This window comes from Taklimakanibacter deserti (genome assembly GCA_003574785.1).
The window spans coordinates 33,666-47,736 of the sequence record QORU01000006.1 but is presented as its reverse complement, the minus strand read 5'-3'; the positions used below and the strand labels follow the sequence as shown (position 1 = coordinate 47,736).

At 60.9% G+C, this 14,071-nt stretch carries 22 protein-coding genes; 20 read left to right on the top strand and 2 right to left on the bottom strand.

Annotation, left to right across the window (positions count from 1 at the left end; translation table 11 throughout):
* The first annotated feature begins 134 nt into the window (after positions 1 to 134).
* The gene (locus DS839_RS13565) at positions 135 to 1,454 is read left to right on the top strand and encodes a hypothetical protein (RefSeq protein ID WP_162918507.1); all 1,320 of its coding nucleotides are present in this window, start codon (positions 135 to 137) and stop codon (positions 1,452 to 1,454) included.
* Between the two features lie 104 nt (positions 1,455 to 1,558).
* On the opposite strand, the gene DS839_RS13560 is transcribed toward DS839_RS13565, so the two are convergent.
* Positions 1,559 to 2,302, bottom strand: coding sequence for a helix-turn-helix domain-containing protein (locus tag DS839_RS13560; RefSeq protein WP_119270885.1), 744 nt, complete (start codon positions 2,300 to 2,302; stop codon positions 1,559 to 1,561).
* A gap of 93 nt (positions 2,303 to 2,395) precedes the next feature.
* Here DS839_RS13560 and DS839_RS13555 point away from each other — a divergent pair, with 93 nt between their 5' ends.
* A complete protein-coding gene (locus tag DS839_RS13555) occupies positions 2,396 to 2,602 on the top strand; it encodes a helix-turn-helix domain-containing protein (RefSeq protein ID WP_162918506.1) in 207 nt (68 codons plus the stop codon).
* Between the two features lie 2 nt (positions 2,603 to 2,604).
* Here the strand turns inward: DS839_RS13555 and DS839_RS13550 are convergent, their stop codons facing one another.
* Positions 2,605 to 2,856 carry a hypothetical protein gene (locus tag DS839_RS13550; protein WP_119270883.1) on the bottom strand — a complete coding sequence of 84 codons (252 nt, stop codon included), beginning with the start codon at positions 2,854 to 2,856 and terminating at the stop codon, positions 2,605 to 2,607.
* 672 nt (positions 2,857 to 3,528) lie between these two features.
* On the opposite strand from DS839_RS13550, the gene DS839_RS13545 reads away from it, so the two are divergent.
* The 18 genes from DS839_RS13545 (at position 3,529) to DS839_RS13470 (ending at position 14,071) form a co-directional block, all read left to right on the top strand.
* Positions 3,529 to 3,900, top strand: a complete 372-nt coding sequence (locus DS839_RS13545) for a hypothetical protein (RefSeq protein WP_119270882.1) — start codon at positions 3,529 to 3,531, stop codon at positions 3,898 to 3,900.
* A 39-nt stretch (positions 3,901 to 3,939) separates the two neighbouring features.
* On the top strand, positions 3,940 to 4,080 hold the full coding sequence (locus DS839_RS36440; protein ID WP_162918505.1) for a hypothetical protein: 141 nt from the start codon (positions 3,940 to 3,942) through the stop codon (positions 4,078 to 4,080).
* A 3-nt stretch (positions 4,081 to 4,083) separates the two neighbouring features.
* The gene (locus DS839_RS36435) at positions 4,084 to 4,248 is read left to right on the top strand and encodes a hypothetical protein (protein ID WP_162918504.1); all 165 of its coding nucleotides are present in this window, start codon (positions 4,084 to 4,086) and stop codon (positions 4,246 to 4,248) included.
* A 6-nt stretch (positions 4,249 to 4,254) separates the two neighbouring features.
* Positions 4,255 to 4,632, top strand: a complete 378-nt coding sequence (locus tag DS839_RS13540; RefSeq protein ID WP_119270881.1) for a winged helix-turn-helix domain-containing protein — start codon at positions 4,255 to 4,257, stop codon at positions 4,630 to 4,632.
* Between the two features lie 17 nt (positions 4,633 to 4,649).
* Complete coding sequence (locus DS839_RS13535; protein WP_119270880.1) at positions 4,650 to 5,084, top strand: hypothetical protein; 435 nt, start codon at positions 4,650 to 4,652, stop codon at positions 5,082 to 5,084.
* Positions 5,084 to 5,665, top strand: a complete 582-nt coding sequence (locus tag DS839_RS13530; protein WP_119270879.1) for a hypothetical protein — start codon at positions 5,084 to 5,086, stop codon at positions 5,663 to 5,665. The genes DS839_RS13535 and DS839_RS13530 overlap by 1 nt, the downstream gene beginning before the upstream one ends.
* On the top strand, positions 5,662 to 7,035 hold the full coding sequence (locus DS839_RS13525) for a helicase-related protein (protein WP_119270878.1): 1,374 nt from the start codon (positions 5,662 to 5,664) through the stop codon (positions 7,033 to 7,035). The genes DS839_RS13530 and DS839_RS13525 overlap by 4 nt, the downstream gene beginning before the upstream one ends.
* Positions 7,023 to 8,012 (top strand): DNA-methyltransferase, encoded by a 990-nt coding sequence (locus tag DS839_RS13520; RefSeq protein WP_119270877.1) that lies wholly within the window; start codon positions 7,023 to 7,025, stop codon positions 8,010 to 8,012. Before DS839_RS13525 ends, DS839_RS13520 begins: the two co-directional genes overlap by 13 nt.
* On the top strand, positions 8,009 to 8,260 hold the full coding sequence (locus DS839_RS13515) for a hypothetical protein (protein ID WP_119270876.1): 252 nt from the start codon (positions 8,009 to 8,011) through the stop codon (positions 8,258 to 8,260). The genes DS839_RS13520 and DS839_RS13515 overlap by 4 nt, the downstream gene beginning before the upstream one ends.
* Positions 8,260 to 8,685: a hypothetical protein gene (locus DS839_RS13510; protein WP_119270875.1), complete on the top strand. Its 426-nt coding sequence runs from the start codon at positions 8,260 to 8,262 to the stop codon at positions 8,683 to 8,685. The genes DS839_RS13515 and DS839_RS13510 overlap by 1 nt, the downstream gene beginning before the upstream one ends.
* Positions 8,682 to 9,173 (top strand): endonuclease domain-containing protein, encoded by a 492-nt coding sequence (locus DS839_RS13505; RefSeq protein WP_119270874.1) that lies wholly within the window; start codon positions 8,682 to 8,684, stop codon positions 9,171 to 9,173. Before DS839_RS13510 ends, DS839_RS13505 begins: the two co-directional genes overlap by 4 nt.
* Positions 9,173 to 9,940 (top strand): hypothetical protein, encoded by a 768-nt coding sequence (locus DS839_RS13500; RefSeq protein WP_119270873.1) that lies wholly within the window; start codon positions 9,173 to 9,175, stop codon positions 9,938 to 9,940. Before DS839_RS13505 ends, DS839_RS13500 begins: the two co-directional genes overlap by 1 nt.
* Positions 9,879 to 10,469: a hypothetical protein gene (locus tag DS839_RS13495; protein WP_162918503.1), complete on the top strand. Its 591-nt coding sequence runs from the start codon at positions 9,879 to 9,881 to the stop codon at positions 10,467 to 10,469. Before DS839_RS13500 ends, DS839_RS13495 begins: the two co-directional genes overlap by 62 nt.
* Positions 10,466 to 10,657 carry a hypothetical protein gene (locus tag DS839_RS13490; protein ID WP_119270871.1) on the top strand — a complete coding sequence of 64 codons (192 nt, stop codon included), beginning with the start codon at positions 10,466 to 10,468 and terminating at the stop codon, positions 10,655 to 10,657. Before DS839_RS13495 ends, DS839_RS13490 begins: the two co-directional genes overlap by 4 nt.
* Positions 10,657 to 11,205 (top strand): transcription termination/antitermination NusG family protein, encoded by a 549-nt coding sequence (locus DS839_RS13485; RefSeq protein ID WP_119270870.1) that lies wholly within the window; start codon positions 10,657 to 10,659, stop codon positions 11,203 to 11,205. Before DS839_RS13490 ends, DS839_RS13485 begins: the two co-directional genes overlap by 1 nt.
* 324 nt (positions 11,206 to 11,529) lie before the next feature.
* Positions 11,530 to 11,844 (top strand): HNH endonuclease signature motif containing protein, encoded by a 315-nt coding sequence (locus tag DS839_RS13480; RefSeq protein ID WP_119270869.1) that lies wholly within the window; start codon positions 11,530 to 11,532, stop codon positions 11,842 to 11,844.
* Positions 11,845 to 11,960: 116 nt separating this feature from the next.
* The gene (locus DS839_RS13475; RefSeq protein WP_162918502.1) at positions 11,961 to 12,368 is read left to right on the top strand and encodes a hypothetical protein; all 408 of its coding nucleotides are present in this window, start codon (positions 11,961 to 11,963) and stop codon (positions 12,366 to 12,368) included.
* Complete coding sequence (locus DS839_RS13470; protein ID WP_119270867.1) at positions 12,365 to 14,071, top strand: terminase large subunit; 1,707 nt, start codon at positions 12,365 to 12,367, stop codon at positions 14,069 to 14,071. Before DS839_RS13475 ends, DS839_RS13470 begins: the two co-directional genes overlap by 4 nt.

Sequence of the window (14,071 nt, the reverse complement as noted above, 5' to 3'; positions counted from 1 at the left end):
GGTTACTTGACCCTCGGGCGTGTCGGGCAGAGAGTTCACCCAGCGCGTAGACTCGCGCAAAGCCTTCCACAGCCGGTTTGAGTAGGGGAACGGGGGGCCACGATTAAACACTCCAGAAGTGGGAGAAACATAAAATGAGAACGATGAAGTGGGCACTCCTGGGCAGCGCGGCGATCGCCGTGACGGCCACGGCGGCTCGAGCGGACGACCTGGCTGACTTGAAGGCGCAGATCGAAGCGCTGCAAACCCGGGTGTCGCAGCTCGAGGCTCAGCCGCAGGCATCGGCGCCGTCTGGCTACAGCCTGTTGTCGATCCGTGACGGCCAGGGAACGTTCGAGGGCGTTCTTCCTGAGCGTTATGGCGATCGCGTACGTGACGACCAGGGCTTCACGCTCTCGGTCGTGCCGACGGCTGACGCGGCTCCGGTCGCGGAAGTGTCGGTCAGCGGCGAAATCCGCACCGCCTTGATTTATACCGATATCGACGACACTCACAGCGACGACACGCTCGATGTGGCCAATCGTGGCCGTATCTTCATCAAGGGCAAGGTCGACACGGCAGTCGGCGAAGTCGGCGGCTACTTCCGTCTCGAAGCTTCGGGCGGCGGTAACTTCAACGACTACTCCGAATCCGTGAATATGAACAAGGCCTATGGCTGGTGGAAGTTCGCTCCGGAATGGGAGCTGATGGCCGGCTATAACGACAACACCGGCGCTCTCCAGACCTCTTATGACTGGCTGGTGAGCTCGCTCCCGATCCGCACGGTCGGTCCGTCGAACGTCAACAACGAGCAGTTCCGCCTCACCTTCACGAGCGGCCCGTTGGCCTTCGCGATCTCCGTCGAAGACCCGGACAATATCACGACTGTGCAGACTGGCACGGCTGTTGTGACGACCGTCACCGGCCCGGGCACGTTCGTGGTACTGACGACATCGACATCGGAGATAGACAAGTCGGATATCCCGAATCTCCAGGCCTATTTGATGTACTCGTCTGACGCCTTCACGGCTCAGATCGTCGGCCTCCTTCAGGACGACGAATTCGGGTCGACCGATTGGGCAATCGGCGGCGGCGCCACGGTCGGCATCGCTGACAGCTTCACCTTCCTCGCGGCTGCGGTGGTTGGCGAAGGCACGTCGTCCTACGCGAACAACGTCTCTCCGGTCACCACGGATGACGAGTTCTGGGGCGGCAGCATCGGCGTGATCGCCAATGTGTCCGAGGATACAAGGCTGGAACTGGGCATCGGCTACGAAGACTACGATGTCGGCGGCGAAGCGCTCGGCTTCAACGGCGGCATCTTCTGGGATCCGGTCAGCCAGGTCACGCTGGGCTTCGGCGCTACCTATGTCGAGTTCAACGATTTCGTGAACGCTCCCGGCAGCACCGCCGGGATCGAAGACGATGGCGACAGCCTGCAGGTGTGGTTCGGCACCTTCTTGCGGTTCCCATAAAGCGGAAAGGATTGAGCTAGGGTTAGGTTGTTCCCACTTCTTGGCCCTAACCTCGATCCCCTACGGGAGGCCCCGGTGACTGAATCGCCGGGGCCTTTCCCGTTTCAGGGGCGGCGGTCGGTGGAAAGCATCCCCCAGGTCAGCACAAGGCCGATCACGGCAACGGACTTGTCCTGCAAATGGTCCATTCCAGGCAACACGACAATCGGCTTGTGCCGCGGGTTCGATGACCGGGGCTGAAGCTCCCAGCGATCGGCATAGACGCGGAGCTGCTTGACGGTGCGCTCCCGCAAAGCGCCCTGGTCCTTGGTGCGCTCGACGACGACGATATCACCGTCTTTCAGCGGGCCGTAATACTCGAAAAACTGCTCGGCATCGACGACCTCGGCCCACATGCCGTCGAGCATCTTCTCGAGGTCCATCGAATCACCGGCGACCTTGAAGGCCATGTGGCGGGCCATGGGGTATTTCGGACTGCGAAGGAACGGGATCTTGTGCGGCTGCCGCTGGTCGAGCTCGTCGACCTCGCGGAACGCGCCGGCTTCTACAATACCTGCGTAATCCAATAGATCACCACCTTCCTCCCTGGTCGGCTCTGTCATTTCGGCCGCTATTTGCTCGGAGGGTATGTGATCGTCCTGCACAAGTATGTCAGCAGGCTTGGCACCAAGGGCGGCGGAAATCCTGCCCAAGGTCTTCAAGTTGAGGTTCCGCTCTTCGCCTCTTTCCAGGCGGGAGAGGTAGGGCGTCGACAATCCAGTCCGCTCGGAAAGTTGTTCGAGCGTCATCTTCTTACCGTCGACAATTCGGGATTTTCTCAATTCCCGTATGCGGTTAGGAAACTCCATACCGTCGTATTGCCAGATTGGCAAAATAACGCCACCGCCTATTTGGCAAATTCCGCTTGACGAAAACTTGCCTATTTGGCAAAGATCGTCGGCATGAACCCGCTTGAGCGCTATTTCGCCACCTCCGACGACACGCCGTCCCGGCTTGCCGAGCGCATCGACAGGGCGCCGAGCACAATAACCAGGCTGGTAAAGGGCCAGCGCCGGCCGTCCTTCGATCTCGCCGAGGACATCGAACGGGGTACCGGGAGGAAGGTGCTCGCCGCCAAGCTGATGGCCGCCTTCGCGGGGATCTCATGACCTCAGTGGCCGCCTCGAGCCAGCTTCTTTCGGAGCCTGGACATCAGCAGGCGGCCCGCCTCGTCGGTCATGGCGTGTCGCGCAATGATGCGCCGTTCCTTGGTCTGACCGCCTATGTAGGGAAGTTCCACCCAGCCAATCAGCCGAACCGTTCCGCCTATGATCTCGATGTCCCATCCCGAGACCAGGAGACACGGAATCGGCGTCGGTTCCGTCAAAACGCCATGCTCCATACCGTCATCGCCCTCGCTCATGACGAGGCTTCCCAATGACGGAAACCAATCTTGTCCCATCTGCCGCCCCTTATTCCATTTCGAAGAAGCCCACCCCAGGCCAAATTAAACATTATGTTAAGTTTTCTTCGAATGTGAAGGTGCGGCATCAAGTATCCTTTCACTTGTCAGTGATTAAAAACTGTACAATCAGGCAATTTGTTTCAAAGTTGCACAGTATTGCAACTGGTTCCATTGCGGGACTTCATTCTTCCATTGGCGGTTGCGGTCGGTTGTTCTCATCTGACCATTCTGGCCGGCGCTCGCAGCAACGAGCGGCCGGCCAATCTCTCAGTGGCGAGGGCGGCGCACGATGCCGGCCCTCGCCTGCGTCGCCTCGGGGCGTGGGAGTGCCCTTCGGCTGCGCGGGGGAAAGGGTAGCGACCGCCGCGTCACGCAAGCGGCCGCTCTTCGCTTCGGGGTGGGGGAAGTCCCGTTGCGGCATCTCAGTTTCGGTGGGGGCCACCGATGAGGGGCGGGCTCCAATCGCGGTCTACGCCCGCCCCTCCATGAATTCCTCTGTCTTTCATCGCTCCTGTTCTTCCGTAGCTGTGTGCATCTCCGTCGCTGGAGAGCAACATAGTCGGGAGCCATTCTGTGGTGGAAGAAAAACGTTCCGTTTGTTCGGCTAGAGTTCCAACGGGGGAACAGTCAGTGAGTAGTACGGCTGCGTTGAGAGTCCAGGACAAGCTCGGCTTAATTGCCGGTCCCGGCAAGCTGCAACAGAAAATCACAGAAGCGAGAAGGCGCCTTGCACGCATCAACAACAATCGGTGGCGGTCTCCGCTGGCGCCTGGTCGGATCAAGCGCTTTCTCTACGGCGAGCAAAAGCCGGAGTTTGAGGAAGTCGATGACATCAGAGAGGCCTATCAGCAATTCTGCGACGAAAAAGTCAGGCTCGCAAAGCGCGTCCTCGCCAACATCGAATACGCGCAGCGGACGGATCCCGAAATGTATGGCCCGCAAATTGAACAGCTTATCGCTGTTCTTGATCAGTTGCGCCCATTTCTGCACGGTCGCCTCTAACTGGCTGCTCGGCGTTCGCCCCGATGATGGGGGCGAGCGATGATCGGCGCCGACATCATCTTCCTCAGCGCCATCGGGCTCGCCATTGCTGTCGGGCTGGCGCATCGCTGGCTCAATCATCTGCGGGCAGAGCGAGAGCGCAGGCAGCGGCTCGACGCGCTCACCGGTCGGAAGGACTAGGTCATGGCGGGGAAGGTCGCTCAAGAAATCAGGGCGCTGTCATCGGTCGACAAGAGCGGCCGTCTGATCTGGCGCGCGCCGCAGCTCCTGACGTGGATACAAGCGATTCCGGGCGTCTGGTTTCTGCTGGACATGCGGCCTGATGCCATCCTTCGGGACATGGAGTAGGGCGCGATGGCGGGGACGGAGCAAGCGCTGCGGGTCCGGATCGACGAGCTCGAAGAGCAAGTCCACATCCTCAAGGGCGCCATCGCCGATCTTGATCTGTGCCTCCCCACAGAGTGGGGGCTGACGGCGTTTCGGACCAACTTTATCCGCGCGCTCGCCAAGCGCGAGGTCGTGACCTTCGCGGCGCTCGACGCGCTGCTCTATAGCGACAGCCCTGAGGCGCGATGCCGGGACACGATCAAGGTCCACGCCCATCATGTCCGCAAGAAGCTCGAGCCATTTGGCATCGAGATCACCGCCGTTTGGGGCGTCGGTTACTCGCTCGACGCAGCGACCCGAGCCCGGCTCACGCAACAGCAACCCACCGCCGCGACTGCGGCTTAAACTGAAGGAGAGAAGCCATGCCGAAGGGCGCCAAGATAGACGACGACATCGGGGGAAATCGCGTCCTCGACGACGAGACCTCGGACAAGATGAACGGGCCGGGCATCAACGGCAAAAAGCTGATGAAGTTCATCAAGCGGTACGAGAACGTGCAGAGCGAGATCGACGACATCATGTCGAACGCGCAGGAAGCCTGCACGCCGCACCGTGAAGACCAAGCCGAGATCGTGAAGGAAGCGGCCGAGGCCGGGTTCTCGAAGAAGGAATTCAAGACGATCCTGCGCAAGCGCCGTCTGGAACAGAAGCTCGAGCAGGTGGCCGACAGCCTCGACGCCGACCAGCGCGAGACTTACGAGCAGTTCCTGCACGCGCTCGGCGCGCTCGATGGCACACCGCTCGGCCAAGCCGCCGCCGGCAAGCATCCCGAAGCGGCAGGCGCGGCGCTGAACTGATGATCATCGCGGCGTTCGACCAAGCTGTTCGGCGCATCGGGTGGGCCTGGGGTGAACCTGGGTCCGTTCCGGTGCGCGGGCTGCAGGAACTTCCCGATTATGGCGACAACACCCAGCGGCTTGGTCGCTACGTCCGCGAATGGGCGAAGAACTTCCTCAAAGGGATCGGCGCCGAGCGCGCCTATGTGGAGAACATCTTCGTCCGCAAGCACGGCTTCAACATGCCGGTCTTCATGAAGCAGGCGCGCGTGCTGCTGACCCTGGAAGACGCCGCTGAACTCGCCGGGCTCGATGCCGACCTCGGCTTCTGGATCGTCGACATATCGGACTGGCGCCGCGAGGAATACGCCGGCAGCAGGCCGACGAAGGGGCAGGGCAGCGAAAGCGAGGCGTGGAAATCTATGGCCTTAGCTGAATGCCTGCGCCGGAATTGGCTGGTCGAGGACCACAACATCGCCGAGGCCTGCCTGATCTGGGATTACGGCTGCAAACACGCCGACAAGATTTACAAGGTCCGCGCCGGCGTGACGAAGCGCCGGCAGCAGAGCGCCGCCGATGAAGCGCGGAGGGCGGCGCAATGATGGACGTCCGATATTCCGAGTTTCTGAACCGCAAGGTCCATGAAGGGGCTGACAGCGGGTTTGTCCCCACCTTCATCCCGCCACAGCTTTTCGACTTCCAGCAAGCGATGGTCCATTACGCCGTCCGCAAGGGCAGGGCCGCGCTCTTCGAGGACTGCGGCCTAGGCAAGACAGTCCAGTTCCTGACCTGGGCGCAGAATGTCATCGAGCACACCAACCGCCCGGTCCTCGTCCTCACTCCATTGGCTGTTGCAGGTCAGACCATCAGGGAAGCCGAGAAGTTCGGTATTGAGGCTCACCGCTCATCCGACGGCAGCTTGCCCGGCAAGCTTGTGGTGACCAACTATGAGCGTCTTGAGCGTTTCAACCCGGCCGACTTTGCTGGCGTCGTCTGCGATGAAAGCTCAATCCTCAAATCATTCGACGGCGCGCGCAAGGCCGAGATAACCGACTTTATGCGCAAGGTGCCGTATCGGCTCCTGGCGACAGCCACGGCGGCGCCGAATGACTATGTAGAGCTAGGCACGTCCTCCGAGGCCTTGGGCTATCTCGGCCAGATGGACATGCTCAATCGTTTCTTCAAGAATGACCAGAACAACAGCGCGACCCGTCGCCACTATGGCGAGGCTCCGAAGTGGCGCTTCAAGGGCCATGCTGAATTGCCGTTCTGGCGGTGGGTCTGTTCATGGGCCCGGGCCATGCGGAATCCGTCCGATCTCGGCTTTGATGACGCGGCCTTCAAACTTCCCGCGCTGGTTGAAAACTCTCATCTGGTGAATGCCGAGACGCTGCCGGATGGATATCTGATCCCGATGGCGGCCACCACGTTGCCGCAACAGCGCGAAGAGAAAAAGAGAACGATCCGTGAGCGATGTGAGCGCGCGGCGCAACTGGTTGCGCATGACAGGCCAGCGATCGCTTGGTGCCAATTCGATCAGGAGGCGGACTTGCTGGAGAAAATCATCCCCGGCGCCGCCCAGGTTTCTGGCTCTCAAAGCTCCGAAGTCAAAGAGCGCAACTTCTTGGCCTTCATTGACGGCAGCGTCCGAGTGCTGGTTACCAAGCCGAAAATCGGCGCGCTCGGCCTCAACTTCCAGCATTGCGCGCATGTCGTCTATTTTCCCTCGCATTCATTCGAGCAGTATTACCAGGCGGTGCGCCGCTGTTGGCGCTTCGGCCAGAAACAGCCGGTAACGGTCGATGTTGTCATGACCGAAGGCGAACGCAAGATCATGGAGAACCTGCGCCGCAAGGCTGATCAGGCCGATGTCATGTTCGCAAATCTCATCGCAGAAATGAACAACGCGATGGCAGTTTCTTCGAGAAAGCAATTCGACAAGACAATGGAGCTTCCAGAATGGGCGGCGTGATCGACCAGAAAGTCACGAAGGATTACGCGGTCTATAATGGCGACTGCATCGAGGTCATGCAGGGCCTGCCAGCCGAGAGCGTTCATCTGTCAGTCTATTCGCCACCGTTCGGAGGCCTCTACCACTATTCGAGCGACGAGCGCGACCTGTCGAACTGCAGGGACTATGACCAGTTTTTCGAGCACTACGAATATGTGGTTCGCGAGGTTGCCAGGGTCACTTTGCCGGGCCGTTGCTCTGCGGTCCATTGCATGGACGTTCCCGTCGGCAACGCCCTTTTCGATGCCTATATCGACTTCCCTGGCGACATCATCAGGCTGCACCAGAAGCAGGGCTTCAACTTCATCGCGCGACATGCGATCTGGAAAGAGCCGCTCGGCGTCAGACGGCGCACGATGCAGAAGAACCTTGCGCATATGACGGCGGTCGAGGACAGCATTCAATGCGGCGTTGCCAGCGCTGATTATCTCATCGTGTTCAAGAAAATCGGCGGCAATCCAATCCCAGTCGCCAATCCCATCGGCTTCCTCGAATATGCCGGCGACGACAGCAAGATGCCAGCCGATATTCGCGGCCTTCGCGGCTTCGAGGGCGATCAGAAGCAAAACCGCTTCTCCCATTGGATTTGGCGGCGCTATGCGTCCTCGATCTGGGATGACATCCGCTTAGGCCGCGTCCTGCCGTATGTCGCGTCGAAGGACGAGGACGACGAGAAGCACGTTCACCCGCTGCAACTCGACGTCATAGATCGCATCTTGCAGATGCGCAGCAACCCCGGCGAAACAGTGCTGACCCCGTTCATGGGCGTTGGTTCGGAGGTTTATTCCGCCGTCAACAAGGGTCGCAAGGGCATCGGAGCGGAGCTCAAGCCGAGCTACTTCAAACAGGCACTGCGCAATTTGGAGCAGGCTCAATTCGGCTCATTGGACGAGAAGCGAGTTGACGGCCTCTTTGATGTGCTGGAGGCAGCGGAATGACCTTCGGCAAGCTCGGCACCACATTCCGCGGCGAGACAAAGGCCGACATGGAGCGGCATGTCAACGAGATCGAGCCGCGGCTGATGGCGGCCCTGTCGCTAAAGACGGAGGGGGAGCGCTACCAAGCGCTCGACGCGCTGCACGCCAGCGCGAGCCATAACCAGCGGATGGTGCTGGTCGAGATCATGATGAGAGTCATGGCAGCGGGGTCTGGCCCCGAAAATACGTCAGTCAGTGAGAGGGAGTGATGGATAGGTCTAAGAAAACGCCGGAGGCTGTCGCATACGCCAAGCTGCTGCATAAGCAGGGACTATGCTTCAAGGTGGTTGGGGAGCGGCTTGGCATTGCGGCCAAGACGGCCCGCGCATGGATTGACGATGAGTTCGGCGAGTCTGTCCGTCAGCAAAACAGGGCGTATAACCGCAAGCAACGCGACCATTTCGTTCCCAAGAGCGCGCTCTGGAGCGAACCCGAAGTGAACGACCGCGCTCGTCCGACGCTCGTCCACATCAGAGGCATCGAGCCGTCCGAACGTTATTCGACGATCGAGACTAAGCTGAGGAACCGGCGCGACCGTCCGCACGGCGCAATCAAAAGGCCGCGTGAAATGTTCGTGTCAAACCGAGAGGCAAGGCTCGTCCACTTGGGGCGGGGGAAAGTGATGATGGAATGAACAATGAAGCATTCGACCGCGTGTTCGACGCCCAAGCGCGGCACTTCCGAGACAATTACATTTTTGCCATGGCGAGCAGGGCAAATCGGTGTGAAAGCCCAATCGAGCAACTATTCCTGTTCGCGCTCATGGCGTTCTGGGTTTCAGAATATTTCCAGTTTCCAAAGGTCGACGAGGCGCCTGGCGGCGAGTCGCTGACCGTAAAATGCCAGCATCAGATCGACGGCTACCGAGTCGACTTCGCTCTCGAGAGCGGAGAATGTCCGGGCATTAAGCTGGTTGTCGAGTGCGACGGGCACGAATTCCATGAGCGCACGAAAGAGCAGGCGGCGCGCGATCGCAGCCGAGATCGGCGCCTTCAGTCCAAAGGCTACATTGTCCTTCGTTTTACGGGCTCTGAGCTTTACCGGGACGCCTGGAAATGCGCCTCCGAGGTCCAGGCGCAAATCTACTCCGCACATCACAATCGATCGAAAGGGGCGGCCTGATGGCTCGCATTCGCAGCATTCACCCCGGTCTCTTCACCGACGCCGACTTCGTCAAGATGAGCGACGCTGCTCAGATATTCTATGTCGGCCTGTTGACCGAGGCGGACGATTTCGGCGCCTTCAAGTGGGAGCCGGTCGAACTCAAGATGCGAATCCGTGGCGCATCGCTCCAGCCGGTCGAACCGCTGCTGGACGAACTCGTCCAGGCTCAGCGTGTGGTCAGATACCAACATGATGGCCGTTACTACGGTCTCATTCGGAACTTCACCAAGTATCAGAGCCCCAAATCTCCGAAGTCCCGTTACTTCATCCCGCCTGATTACCGGAAATTCGCCGGGTCAAGTGACGCGAATGCGGAAGAAAGCGGCGATGAAGCCGACATGTTTCCGACAAATGGAGAAAAGTCTCCGCAGAGGGAGGGGAGAGGAGTGGGAGAGGATGATGGAGGGGAAAGGGAAACGGGGGAAGAGGGCGCGCGCGCGCCGCCCAAGCCCAACGGGAAATCGAAAGTTGCTTCGCGACTGCCCGACGACTTCGCTCCCTCGGAGGAGGACGTTCGATCGGCTTACGCCGACGGATTGAGCGACGACGAGGCCCGGCGAGAGTTCGAAAAATTCAAGGATTACTGGCGTTCTAAGCCCGGCAAAGACGGCACGAAGCTGGACTGGTCGGCGACATTTCGCAACTGGATGAGGAGGGCCGCCGATGGCAAACGCGAGCGCGCAGGACGTGTTTCAGGCGGCCAAGGCGCGGCCGCAAGGCACTGAGAACCGGCTAAAGCCCTGGGCCAACGTGACCGGCGAGGCCTTTTGGTCGATGGGCAAGGCGTTCATGTTGGCAGCTGGTGGCGGCTTCGTCATCATCCGCGACCTGGCTTGGGCGACGCACGAATTTCCGCACACGCCTCGGGAATGGGGCGCCTGGATGGCCTATTTCAGGGCCAAGGGGATCCGCACCGTGACGTTCGAGCAGAAGGGCAAGGGCACCGTTCCGGCGCAATGGCCACACCTGTTCGACGCGAATTGGCAGGAGAAGTTCGACCAGCATTCAGCCGATCGCTACATGGCCGAGCTCGCCCGCGAGACCCGCAATGCCTCTGGCGCCCTGGATGCGGCCGCACGAAAGACCTTCGTCACGAACAAGATGGGCTATGACCCGGCCAAGCGCCGCGGCCAGTTCAGGGCTGACGACGAGGTCGAGCGAGAGCCTACCCTCATCGACAAGGATGCGCTCATGGCCTCCTACGACAAGGACATGGCCGAACTCATGGCTCGACGGGCGGCCAAGCAAAAATGACCCCTCCCACCCTTGCCGAAGCTCTCCACCGCCTCGCCGGCCGCCTCCAAGCAAGCTGGCGCCTCACCCGGCAGACCGAGGAATTCCACCTCGAGCAGGACCAGATCCGGCACGACCTTGAGGCGCTGGCGAGGAAGGCGGAAGGGGCGGCACTTTCACGTGAAACAATCAGCGAGCGGAGGATTTGATGGATGTGGCCGTCGACCATGGCGTGTGCAATTGCCCTGATTGCGCCGCGCCGGCTACGACGCCCCGTTGGCGCTGGTTCGCCCTCAAGGTCGCCCCTGGCCGAGAATTCGTCGCTGAACGCATTTTGCGCGATGACGGGTTCGACGTGTTCGTTCCGCTGAAGCATATCCCAGCCAAAACGAAGGACAAGCGCGCCATCGCTCTCGCTAGACCGAGGATGAATGGATATGTCTTCATCGGCTTTGACCGGTTCGATATTCCATGGCTTGATGTCCGGCGCTTTCGGATGATCCTCGGCGTCATCAGCGATGGCGGTCAGCCCTACGCCCTGCCCGAGCCGGTGGTTAGGGATTTGGTCATGCGTTCTTCTCGCCCGATCAAGATGATGAATCACCCATTCGGCCGACGAAGGAAGCGCAAGCGCCCAAATGCCACTCTCACCAGCGGGCCATATCAGGGACGGCATATCCGCTTCGTCGATATCGGGCTGGAACTTGAGCTTTACGAACTTGTGGAACCACATCTTGTCAAATCGGCCGTTTCGTAATACAAGCTGTGCCCGGATGACCTCTGTCCGGTTGAGCCATCTGGTTCCCGAGAGGCCCGGCTTCCCAAAGCAGAGCAGGGCGGTTCATGGCCAAAGTTTTACTCACAAGCTTCAACCTTCTGCCAAATTGGGCAAAGCTGATCTTCTGGTTAGAGGTTGCCGCAATCTCCGGCTATTACGCATTCAACGGCCTTGTGCAATAATCGCGCTTGACTGGCGGAGGCACATCAAGCTGTGCCCGGGCGCTGCCCAGAGGGGTGGACCCCATGTTGCACATCGCCATAAAGCGCGATGTTGAAAGTAGGGCTTTAGCCTCCGCCAGTCATGCCCCTCTCAGAGCAGCAGCGCAGCCGCTACCGTGACGCCACCGAGCCATGGCGTAAATGGTACAAGACCAAACGATGGGCCGAGCTCAGGCTGCAGGTCTTCGTCCGTGACCTGTTCACCTGCAAGCGGAAAGAATGCGGCAGGATAGAGGGTAATACCTCGCTGCTCGTTGCCCACCATAAGCGCCCACATAGGGGTGATGAGACGCTGTTCTGGGATCCTGAGAACATCACCACCGTGTGCAAGGACTGCCACGATGGTCCTATCCAGGCGCAAGAGCGCAAAGAGCACATCACCGGCAATTGGTACTAGGGGGGCGGTCAAATCTCTGGGACCGCCCAAACGCCGGACCCGCGGGGCCCGCATTTGCACAAAATTTTTGGCGGGCTTGAAATTCTCGTTAGTTTTCAAGGGCCAACCAAGAAATCATGGCACGCGCAGGCAGGCCGTCGTTTAAACCGACGGCAAAACAACGCCGTTCTGTCGAGCAGATGGCCTCGGTCGGCGAGAAGCACGACGTCATCGCGAAGGCGGTCGGCGTCAGCGACGAGACGCTCCGCAAGTATTTCGGCGACGAGCTCCGGGTCGGCCCGGCGAAGCGCCGGCAGGAAGTGCTGGAGATCCTGTATTCGGCCGCGCGCAAGGGCAATGTCTCGGCGGCGAAGCGCATCGAGGAGATGACCCGCCTGGCCGGCGCCGCGGCTGCGATCGAGGACCGCGACGAGCCGGCACCGGTGCCGATCGGCAAGAAAGCCGCCACCAAGGCCGCGGCTGAAGGCGTCACCGGCAAATACGCCCCGCCGGCCGCGCCGAAGCTCGTCGTGAACAACGAATGACGCCGGCCTGGTCGACGGCGTGCCCGGACTGGGAGCGCCGCATAGTCGAGCGGCGCCCGCTGATTCCCTTCGACCCGCTGTTTCCTGACGAGGCGGAAGCGGCGCTCAAGGTCTTCAAGGGCCTGCGGATCGTCGACCTTCCAGGCCAGCCGACATTCGGCGAGGCCTGCGAGCAGTGGGTTTTCGACTTCGTCGCCGCGATCTTCGGCGCCTATGACGAGGCCAGCGCGAAGCGGCTGATCGAGGAATTCTTCCTGCTGATCAGCAAGAAGAACGGCAAGTCGACCATCGCCGCCGGCATCATGGTCACAGCCCTGATCCGGAACTGGCGGAAATCAGCCGAGCTGCTGATCCTGGCGCCGACGAAGGAGGTCGCCGACAACAGCTTCGGGCCCGCGGCCGACATGGTGCGGCATGACGGCGACCTGGCCGTGCTGCTGCATGTGCAGGACAATTTCCGGACTATCACCCATAGGCTGACAGGGGCGAAGCTGAAGGTGGTCGCCGCGGACACCGATACGGTCGGCGGCAAGAAAGCGGGCTTCGTCCTCATCGACGAACTCTGGCTGTTCGGCAAGAAGGCGACGGCGAGCGCCATGTTACAGGAGGCGACGGGCGGCTTGGTCTCGAGGCCGGAGGGCTTCGTGATCTACTTGTCGACGCAATCCGACGAACCGCCGGCGGGCGTGTTCAAGGAGCGGCTGGAGTACTTCCGCGACGTCCGCGACGCCAAGATCGAGGATCCGCGCAGCCTGCCGGTGATCTACGAGTATCCGACTAAGATGATCGAGGACGAGGCCTATCTCGACGGGGCCACGTTCTACGTCACGAACCCGAATCTAGGCCGGTCGGTCCATCGCGAATGGATCGAGCGCAAGCTGCTCCGGGTCCAGATGGGCGACGCCGAGGACGGCGAAGAGACCGAGACGCTGCAGACGTTCCTGTCGAAGCACATGAACGTCGAGATCGGCATGAGGCTCCGGCGCGACCGCTGGCCCGGCGCCGATTACTGGGCGGCGGCAGTCGACACAACGCTCACCCTCGAGACGCTCATCGAGCGCAGCGAGGTTGCGATCTCCGGGCTCGACGGCGGCAGTCTCGACGACCTTCTGGGCTTCGCGGCGCTCGGCCGGGAGAAGAAAACCCGCCGCTGGCTGCTCTGGATCAAGGCCTGGGCGCACCCGATCGTGCTGCAGCGCCGCAAGGAGATCGCCGAGCGTCTGCGCGACTTCCAGCGGGACGGCGACCTGGTGTTCTGCAAGACGTCGACCCAGCACGTCGAAGAGGCGGTCGCGCTCTGCGTGAAGCTTCGCGACGCCGGCCTGCTGCCGGAAAAAGGCGGGATCGGCATCGACAAGCTGGGCTTGCCCGGCCTCGTCGACGAGCTCGTCGCGGCGGGGTTCAAGCGAGCCGAGGACGGCGGGACGCTGACCGAGGTCTCGCAGGGCGGCTATCTGAACCCGGCGATTGTCGGGCTCGGCTGGAAGCTCAGCGACCGGACGCTGCTCCACGCCGACCAGCCGCTCATGACCTGGTGCGTCGGAAACGCGAAGATCGAACTGAAGGGAAGTGCGCGCGCCGTGACAAAGCAGGTTTCAGGGACCGCGAAGATCGACCCGCTCGTCGCGGCCTTCAATGCGGCGATGCTGATGTCGAAGAATCCGGTGGCTCGCGGCCAGTCTTTTTGGGAAACGGCGGCCTAA